This is a genomic window from Actinoalloteichus spitiensis RMV-1378 (genome assembly GCF_000239155.1).
Classification (GTDB): domain Bacteria; phylum Actinomycetota; class Actinomycetes; order Mycobacteriales; family Pseudonocardiaceae; genus Actinoalloteichus_B; species Actinoalloteichus_B spitiensis.
In genome coordinates this window covers 1-8,217 of sequence record NZ_AGVX02000437.1, presented here as the reverse complement: position 1 = coordinate 8,217, position 8,217 = coordinate 1, and the positions used below count along the sequence as shown (strand labels likewise).

Annotated in this window: 8 protein-coding genes; 2 read left to right on the top strand and 6 right to left on the bottom strand. The window is 71.8% G+C overall.

The features are described 5' to 3' along the window. Window positions 1-75 precede the first annotated feature (75 nt). Window positions 76-1,260 (top strand): PQQ-dependent sugar dehydrogenase, encoded by a 1,185-nt coding sequence (locus tag ACTIDRAF_RS29705; RefSeq protein WP_083886464.1) that lies wholly within the window; start codon window positions 76-78, stop codon window positions 1,258-1,260. A gap of 137 nt (window positions 1,261-1,397) precedes the next feature. On the opposite strand, the gene gatB is transcribed toward ACTIDRAF_RS29705, so the two are convergent. From gatB to gatC, 6 genes are read right to left on the bottom strand one after another with little or no spacing between them, the layout of a single operon-like run. Further along, the gene (gene gatB / locus ACTIDRAF_RS0218615) at window positions 1,398-2,903 is read right to left on the bottom strand and encodes an Asp-tRNA(Asn)/Glu-tRNA(Gln) amidotransferase subunit GatB (RefSeq protein WP_016700237.1); all 1,506 of its coding nucleotides are present in this window, start codon (window positions 2,901-2,903) and stop codon (window positions 1,398-1,400) included. Then, on the bottom strand, window positions 2,900-3,139 hold the full coding sequence (locus ACTIDRAF_RS29700) for a hypothetical protein (RefSeq protein WP_016700236.1): 240 nt from the start codon (window positions 3,137-3,139) through the stop codon (window positions 2,900-2,902). Before ACTIDRAF_RS29700 ends, gatB begins: the two co-directional genes overlap by 4 nt. Before the next feature lie 49 nt (window positions 3,140-3,188). After that, window positions 3,189-3,848, bottom strand: coding sequence for a DUF4276 family protein (locus ACTIDRAF_RS0218605; RefSeq protein WP_016700235.1), 660 nt, complete (start codon window positions 3,846-3,848; stop codon window positions 3,189-3,191). Continuing rightward, entirely contained in the window at window positions 3,849-5,273 is a 1,425-nt protein-coding gene (locus tag ACTIDRAF_RS0218600) for an AAA family ATPase (protein WP_016700234.1), read from the bottom strand. 25 nt (window positions 5,274-5,298) lie between these two features. Then, window positions 5,299-6,834 carry an Asp-tRNA(Asn)/Glu-tRNA(Gln) amidotransferase subunit GatA gene (gatA, locus tag ACTIDRAF_RS0218595; protein ID WP_016700233.1) on the bottom strand — a complete coding sequence of 512 codons (1,536 nt, stop codon included), beginning with the start codon at window positions 6,832-6,834 and terminating at the stop codon, window positions 5,299-5,301. Next, window positions 6,831-7,130, bottom strand: a complete 300-nt coding sequence (gatC, locus tag ACTIDRAF_RS0218590) for an Asp-tRNA(Asn)/Glu-tRNA(Gln) amidotransferase subunit GatC (protein ID WP_016700232.1) — start codon at window positions 7,128-7,130, stop codon at window positions 6,831-6,833. The genes gatA and gatC overlap by 4 nt, the downstream gene beginning before the upstream one ends. A 400-nt stretch (window positions 7,131-7,530) precedes the next feature. Here gatC and ACTIDRAF_RS0218585 point away from each other — a divergent pair, with 400 nt between their 5' ends. Continuing rightward, on the top strand, window positions 7,531-8,190 hold the full coding sequence (locus ACTIDRAF_RS0218585; protein WP_016700231.1) for an ACT domain-containing protein: 660 nt from the start codon (window positions 7,531-7,533) through the stop codon (window positions 8,188-8,190). Window positions 8,191-8,217: the final 27 nt, after the last annotated feature.

Genomic DNA, 8,217 nt, shown 5'->3' with positions numbered 1-8,217 from the left:
CCGGCGGCGGCCGCCGGCGGGAAAGCCGGCGGCGCTCACCACGCGCTCACCGTCCAACGCCTAGGCTGCGTACCTATGCTCCGCAGCTCGCGACCGCCGCGTCCACGCCGCCAGGCGACGTGGGGCCTGGTGTGCGCGCTGCTGGTGACTGCCGGCTGCGCCGACTTCTCGGAGCAGGACCAGCGGGGCGCCGTATGGTCGGAGCCGAGGACGCCGACCCCGGTCCAGCCCACCCCCTTCGACGCCACCCCGGAACGCCAGCAGCGGGACCAGCCGGACGAGTCGACCCCCGTGCCGCCGCCCGAAGGGTGCGTCGACCACCACGTCGCCGTCGTCGCCACCTGCCTCGACCCCGTCGCCGGCATCGCCGTGCTCCCCGACGGGGAGCACGCGCTCGTGGGTGAGGCCACCACCGGCCGCATCGTGCGAGTGGCCATCCAGGACGATCCGGAGCGCAAGGACCGGTACGAGGAGTTCGCCACCGTCGACGTGGACCCCTCCGGGGGTGGCCTGCTCGGGCTCGCCCTCTCCCCGAACTACCTGGAGGACGAGCTCGTCTACGCCTACGTCAGCACCCCGGAGGACAACAGGGTGGTGCGCGTGGCGCGCGGTGACAGCCCGAAACCGGTGCTCACCGGCATCCCTCGCGGTGGACCGGAGACCGGTGGGGCGCTCGCCCTGGACCCGGCGGGCGCGCTGCTCGTCGCCACCGGGGCGGCCTCGGACGCGGAGGCCCGCGACCCGGGTTCCCCCGGCGGCAAGCTGCTGCGCTTCACCCCGGGTGTCGACACCCCCGGAGGCAGCGCGGGCACGGCAGCGCTGGCCGTGGCCAGCGGGCTGAGCTCGCCGCACGGGATCTGCGTGGCACCGGAGACCGGTCAGACCTGGGTGACGGACCGGGCCGACGGTGTCGACCTGCTGCACCGGGTCGAGTTCGACGGCCCGCTCGGGGAGGCGGCGTGGAACTGGCCGGAACGGCCCGGGGTCGCCGGGTGCGCGGCCTGGGAGGACATGGTGGTGGTCCTGCTGACCGAGGACTCGGCGGCGGCGAACCTCCCGTTGGGGCCGGAGGGCGACTTCCTCGGGGCCCCCGAACTGAACATGGTCGACCTCTTCGGCCGGCTGGGCCCGCTGGCGCGGAGCGGTCAGGACGAGATGTGGCTGGGCACCCGCAACAAGGAGGGCGGGGAACCGGAGTCGTCCGACGACCGCGTGCTGGTCACCATCCGGCCCGAAACCGCCGTGGGCGGTCAGGACTGACCCCGACCGGGGCTGGCCGGAGGGCTGGTCCAGCCGCGCGGCGGGCGCGCCGGCCTCCCGCCCACGCTTGAACGCGCACCGGGTCGTGCTCCGGGGCACCGCCCTCGGCGGCCGGAGCACGACCCTGGTGGAGCCGCTCAGGCGGACACGGCCTCGATGACCAGCTCCCGGACACGTTTGGCGTCGGCCTGGCCCTGGGTGGCCTTCATCACCGCGCCGACGATGGCCCCCGCTGCCTGCACCTTCCCGCCCCGGATCTTCTCGGCCACGTCCGGGTTGGCCGCCAACGCGGCCTCGACGGCGGTGCGCAGCGCCGAGTCGTCGGAGACCACCTTCAGGCCCCGGGCGGCGACGACCTCGTCGGGCTCACCCTCACCGGCCAGGACCCCGTCCACGGCCTGCCGGGCGAGCTTGTTGGTCAGGGTTCCGGTGGCGACCAGTTCGATGACCCGGGCCACCTGGACCGGCGTGATGGGCAGCGCGGCGAGCTCCTCGCCCCGCAGGTTCGCCTGCTGGAGCAGGTAGGACACCCACCAGGACCGGGCCTCCGCCGAGGACGCGCCCGCCTCCACCGTCGCCGCGATGAGGTCGACGGCCCCCGCGTTCAGCAGGTCCCGCATCTCGGCGTCGGAGAGGTCCCACTCCCGTTGGATGCGGCGGCGGCGCTCCCACGGCAACTCCGGGAGCGTGCCGCGCAGCTCCTCCACCCACTCCCGGGACGGCGCGACCGGCACCAGGTCGGGCTCGGGGAAGTAGCGGTAGTCCTCCGAGGTCTCCTTGCGCCGGCCGGCCGAGGTGCTCCCGCTGGACTCGTCGAAGTGGCGGGTCTCCTGGAGGATCGACCCGCCCGAGGAGAGCACGGCGCCCTGCCGGGACATCTCGAACCGCACCGCCCGCTCCACGCTGCGCAGCGAGTTCACGTTCTTCGTCTCGGTGCGGGTGCCGAAGGTGTCGCTGCCCTTGGGCATGAGGGACACGTTCGCGTCGCACCGCAACGAGCCCTGGTCCATCCGCACGTCGGACACGTCGAGGGCGCGGAGCAGGTCACGCAGCGCGCTCACGTACGCCTTGGCGACCTCGGGGGCCCGCTCGCCGGCGCCGACGATCGGCTTGGTGACGATCTCGATGAGCGGGACGCCGGCCCGGTTGTAGTCCAGCAGCGAGTGCGCGGCACCGTGGATGCGGCCGGTGGCGCCGCCGACGTGCAGCGACTTACCGGTGTCCTCCTCCATGTGGGCACGCTCGATGTCCACCCGGAAGGTCTCGCCGTCCTCCAGCACCACGTCGAGGTAGCCGTCGAAGGCGATCGGCTCGTCGTACTGCGAGGTCTGGAAGTTCTTCGGCATGTCCGGGTAGAAGTAGTTCTTCCGGGCGAACCGGCACCATTCGGCGATCTGGCAGTTCAGTGCCAACCCGATCCGGATGGCCGACTCCACCGCCTTGCCGTTGACCACCGGCAACGCACCGGGCAACCCGAGGCAGGTCGGGCAGACCTGCGTGTTGGGCTCGCCACCGAAGTCGGTGGGGCAGCCGCAGAACATCTTGGTGTTCGTGGACAGCTCGACGTGCACCTCGAGCCCGAGCACCGGGTCGTAGGTGGCCAGGACGTCGTCGTAGTCCATCAGGTCGACGAGAGCGCTCACTTCTTCCTGCCCCTCCGCACGCTCCGGAACAGCAGACCGGCCGAGGTCACCAGCGCCGCCAGGTGCAGCACGGCGTTGACCAGCGACAGCCGGTCCGACTCCTGCCGGGCCTTGCGCAGTTCCGACAGCGAGCCCACCGCGCCGAACACCAGACCCCCGAGGTTGAACAGGATCTTGATCAGGCTCTGCTGCTCGTCGTCGTCCAGCTTGTCGGTTATCTCGCGGTCACCCGCCACTTGTGCGTCTCCTCATCCCATTCGGTCCGACTGTCGACCCTTCACGACTTCACCGGAGAAAGCCCAGGTCGCGGAGCTTGTCGGCGGTACGTCGCCGCCACCTATCGTAGGAGGGAACCCGACGGAGCTCAGTGTGGCGGGCCCGCTCCGCCAGCAACGGCAGGTACTCGTTGACGTCCCGCCTCCGACGGCGCCCACGTCCGGTGTTCATCGCCTCGGCGAGGGTGCGTTTGGGGTCGCTGAGCCGCTCGACATCCCGAAGGCGGTCCGCCTCGAAGACGTCACTGGTGCTCGGCGCGCGGCGGGCGAGCCGGTTGACCAGCTCGACGTCGGCGAGCGCCCACGCCTCCATCTCCCGTACCGGGGCCAACTCCACCAGCGGAGGCAGTCCGGGACTTCCGCCGAATTCGGCCGCCTCCCAGCAGGAGAGCATCGGGGTCCAGCTCCGCTCCCGCTCCCGCTCCGGGTCGGTGGTGCCGTCGTAGTGGAAGAACACCAGGTCGGGACGGGGAGTGAGCTCGGCTACCTGTTCGGTGAACCGCTGCCAGGGCTTGTCCTGTCGCCGTTGGAAGGTGAGGGGTTCGGCCAGGTCGAAACCAGCGCTGGTCCCAGTACTTCCGATGTCACGCAGGGCGCGGAACACGATCACGCGGAAGAACGTCTCGTCCGTGGGCCCCTCCACGAGGATCGCCGTGTTGAGCGGGCGCACTCAGTCATCCTCCAGCAACCGCCGAGCGCGCTCCCGGTCGATCCCGGGCAGCGCGCGTTGCTCGTGCCGCGACACCGCATGAACCTTAAGGTCGAGCTGGGCCTGACCAGCCCGGACGCCACCCCGGCTCCTGCTCAACCGGGAGGGTTCGTCCAACGAACGGGCCCGCGAGACCCGGCTGCTCCCGCCGCCGGGCTCGACCCTGCTCACCCAGTCCATGACGATGATGTCCGCAGGATCGACCACGAACAGCACCAGCGGCGAGTGGCTGGACAGCACCAGTTGCGCGAGGGGCTCCTCCCCCGCGTCCGCGTCCACCGGGTGGGTGACGAGGTTCCGGAGCAGTTCCACCAGCGCCCTGAACCGCTGCGGGAAAATGCCGTTCTCGGGCTCCTCGAAGCAGATCAGACCCCGGTACTTCGGGTCGTGCAGCGCGGCGAGCAGGGCCAGTACCCGCATGGTGCCATCCGAGGCGATGCGCGCACTCACCCTGCCCTCGTCGCTGGTGTCGAGGTGGATCTCCCACTGACCGGTCGCCGGGTTCTCCTCCACCTCCACCCCGCTGAACCCGCGCACGACCTGGGCGAGGTCCACCGTGATGTCGTCCAGCACGCTGCCCTGGTCGAGGGAGGTCTCCCGTTCGATCCTCCGGAGCACCTTGGCGAGGTTCCCGCCGGCTGGTTCCAGCTGGTCGCCCCGTTGCTCCGGGGTGCTCGGGCTGCGCAGCGCGACCGGGTCGAGCTGGAGGAAACGCCAGGACTCCATCTCGCGGCGGAGCGCGTAGAGCAGGGGGAACTCCACGGTGGAGGTGATGCTGGAGAGCACGGTGGCCTCCGCCGCGTGCGCTGGCAGCTGCCGGGCCCGCCCCTGGTTGCCCTCCTGCCGGATGGAGAAGACCGCGTCCCCGGCGCTGTTGGTCTCGGTGACGAGAAGATCCGAGGTCCGCCGGTACGCGAGTTTGGCGTCGCGGAACTCCCGGCTGACCCGCTGGTACCGGACCCAGCCGTCATCCTTGCGGCGGATGGGTCGCGCCTCCTCGGAGACGACGAACAGGCGGGGAGAGCCGTCCTCGACGGTGCGGCGCTCGATCTTCAGCTCGTACCGCAGCCGGGTGTGCGTGACCTGCACCTCCCGGCCGAAGGGGTCGACGACCGTGGGCTCCAGCAGCACCTCGACGGCGAAGCGCATCTGGTTGACGGCCGTTCCGTCGCCTTTCCAGCGGAACAGCTCGGAGAGGTCACCCCTGGCCCCGGTACAGGCGTCGTAGAGGGACGGGGAGCTGGCGAGCCGCCCCAACAGCTGGATCGCGTCGAACAGGTTGGACTTCCCGCTGGCGTTTTGGCCGAGGATGGCCAGGAACGGCGGGATGTCCAACCCGAAGTCGGCGAACGACTTGAAGCCGTCGACCTCGATCCGGGTCAGCACAGCGGCCGTCCCGGAACCGTGGCCATCAGGCGGTCACCGCCAGGTCGGGGACCCGCTGGATCAGCGGTCCGCCCTGTGCGGCGTCCCGCGCCACCTCGAAGGCCGCGCTGACCCGGTACATCCGGTCGTCGGCCTGCGCGGGTGCCATGACCTGGAGTCCCACCGGCAGCCCGTCCTCGTCGGAGAGCCCGGAGGGCACGCTCATGGCGGCGTTGCCGGCGAGGTTCGCCGGGATGGTGCACAGGTCCGCCAGGTACATGGCCAGCGGGTCGTCCACCCGCTCCCCGATCCGGAACGCCGTGGTCGGCGTGGTCGGCGACACCAGCACGTCGACCTTCTCGTAGGCGGCGGCGAAGTCGCGGGCGATCAGGGTGCGAACCTTCTGCGCCTGCCCGTAGTAGGCGTCGTAGTAGCCCGAGGACAGCGCGTGCGTTCCGATCATGATGCGGCGCTTGACCTCCGGGCCGAAGCCGGCCTCCCGGGTCAGCGACATGACCTCCTCGGCGGAGAGCCTGGCCCCGTCGTCGCCGACCCGCAGGCCGTAGCGCATCGCGTCGAACCGGGCGAGGTTCGACGAGCACTCGCTGGGCGCGATCAGGTAGTAGGCACCCATCGCGTAGTCGAAGTGCGGGCAGGAGACCTCGACGATCTCGGCGCCGAGCTCGGCGAGCAGCTGCACGGCGGCGTCGAAGGACCGCAGCACGCCGGGCTGGTAGCCCTCCCCCGCGAACTGGGTGACCACGCCGACGCGGACGCCGGTGAGGTCGCCGCTGGCGCCCTGCCGGGCCGCCGCGACCACGGGGGGAACGGGCGCGTCGATGGAGGTGGAGTCCAGCGGGTCGTGGCCGCCGATGACCTCGTGCAGGAGCGCGGCGTCCAGGACCGTCCGGGCGCAGGGGCCGGCCTGGTCCAGGCTGGACGAGAAGGCCACCAGCCCGTAGCGGGACACACCGCCGTAGGTGGGCTTCACGCCGACGGTGCCGGTGACCGCGCCCGGCTGGCGGATCGAGCCGCCGGTGTCGGTCCCGATGGCCAGCGGGGCCTCGAAGGCGGCCAGCGAGGCGGAGGACCCGCCGCCGGAGCCGCCGGGAACGCGGTCCCGGTCCCAGGGGTTCCTGGTCACCCCGTACGCGGAGTTCTCGGTGGAGGAGCCCATCGCGAACTCGTCCATGTTCGTCTTCCCGAGCACGACGACGCCCGCCTCGCGCAGCCGGCGGGTCACGGTCGCGTCGTAGGGCGGCAGCCAGCCGTCCAACATCCGGGAACCGCAGGTGGTCGGGACGCCCTTGGTGGTGAGGATGTCCTTCAGCGCCAGGGGGACACCGGCCAGCGGGGACGCCGGCGCCTCGCCGGCCGCGAGCGCGGAGTCCACGGCTTCCGCGGCCGCCAACGCGCCGGCCTCGTCAACGTGGAGGAACGCGTGGATCTCGGGGTCCACCGCCGCGATGCGGTCCAGGTGGGCCTGGGTCACCTCGACGGCGCTCACCTCGCGGCGGTGGATGCGCTCGGCCAGGTCGGCCGCCGTGGAACGGGTGATCTCGTCGGACACGGGGTTGCTCACTGCTCCTCCCCGAGGATGCGCGGAACGCGGAAACGGTTCTCCTCCACGGCGGGGGCGGCGGCGAGCGCCTCCCGCTGCGTCAGGCCCGGGCGGACCTCGTCGGGGCGGAAGACGTTGGTGAGGGGCACCGCGTGGGAGGTGGGGGGGATGTCCCCGGCCGCCACCTCACCGACCTTGGCCACCGACTCCAGGATCACGCCGAGCTGGGAGGCGAAGGTGTCGAGTTCCTCCTCGGTCACGGCCAGCCTGGCCAGCCGGGCGAGGTGCGCGACCTCGTCACGGGAAATGGCGGGCAAAACGAGAACCCCCTGATCGTGGTTCGCGAGGGTGGACAGGGAATGACCTCGCCATTCTATGGGTGGGCGGGGCACACCCCGTACCGGCCCGCACCCGCCGCCGCGAGCACCGGGATGCGGGCTGACCGGCTGGCCCCGCCATCGCCCGTCCTCGTCGGGCTGCCAGACTGGACCGGTGGACGGCCCCGCCGGAACACCCGCTCGAACGACGGGTCACGGCGATTTCACCCGAATTCCTGGCGGGGGCCTTTCCCGTGTTGACGGCGAGTGGGATGCTTGATCGACAGCGCGGGCGGCGATCCCGTCCCAGGGCGCTGATCTGTCACCATTCGGCGGCGACGTGCCGTGCACCGCGCGGGCGGCGAGGTTCCGCGCACAGTAGCAGGAGGCTGTGGATTCAGTGTCCTTCCTGATCCGCGTACAGCTGCCGGACGAGCCCGGCAAGCTGGGCGCGGTGGCCACCGCCCTGGGAGAGGCGGGGGCTGACATCCTCAGCGTCGACGTGGTGGAGCGTGGTTCCGGCGTCGCCATCGACGACCTGGTGGTCGAACTGCCCTCAGGTCGGCTGCCGGACGTGCTGATCACCGCCGCCGAGTCCATCGACGGGGTCGAGGTCGACGCCGTCCGCCCCTACGCGGGGGTGCTCGACACCTTCCGCGAACTGGAACTCGTCGAGGACGTCGCCTCCGATCCCAGCACCGGTCTGGACGTCTTCGTGCAGGGCGTGCCACGCATCGTCCGCTCCGGGTGGGCGATGGTCGTGGGCGACAACGGCGAGGGCGCCTTCCGCCTCGCCGCGAGCGCCGCCGCGCCGGAGACCAGGGCGCTGAGACTGCCGTGGTTACCACTGGACCACGCCGCCATCCTGGACGGCGAGGAGGAGTGGGTGCCGGCGACCTGGCGGGAGCTGGGCACGGAGCTGGCGGCGACCCCGCTCGGGAAGCCGGACCGGGTCCTGCTGGTCGGCCGGCCCGGCGGGCCGATGTTCCGGGCCTCGGAACTGGCGCGGCTGGCCCACCTCACCGGCATCGTCGCCACGATCCTCGTCGACGGGCGGTAGCACACGGCCCCGGCGGGCCGCCGCCGC

Bases quoted from the DNA above. Each gene is read 5' to 3' on its own strand.
- ACTIDRAF_RS29705 (WP_083886464.1), top strand. From the start codon at position 76: ATGCTCCGCAGCTCGCGACCGCCGCGTCCACGCCGCCAGGCGACGTGG.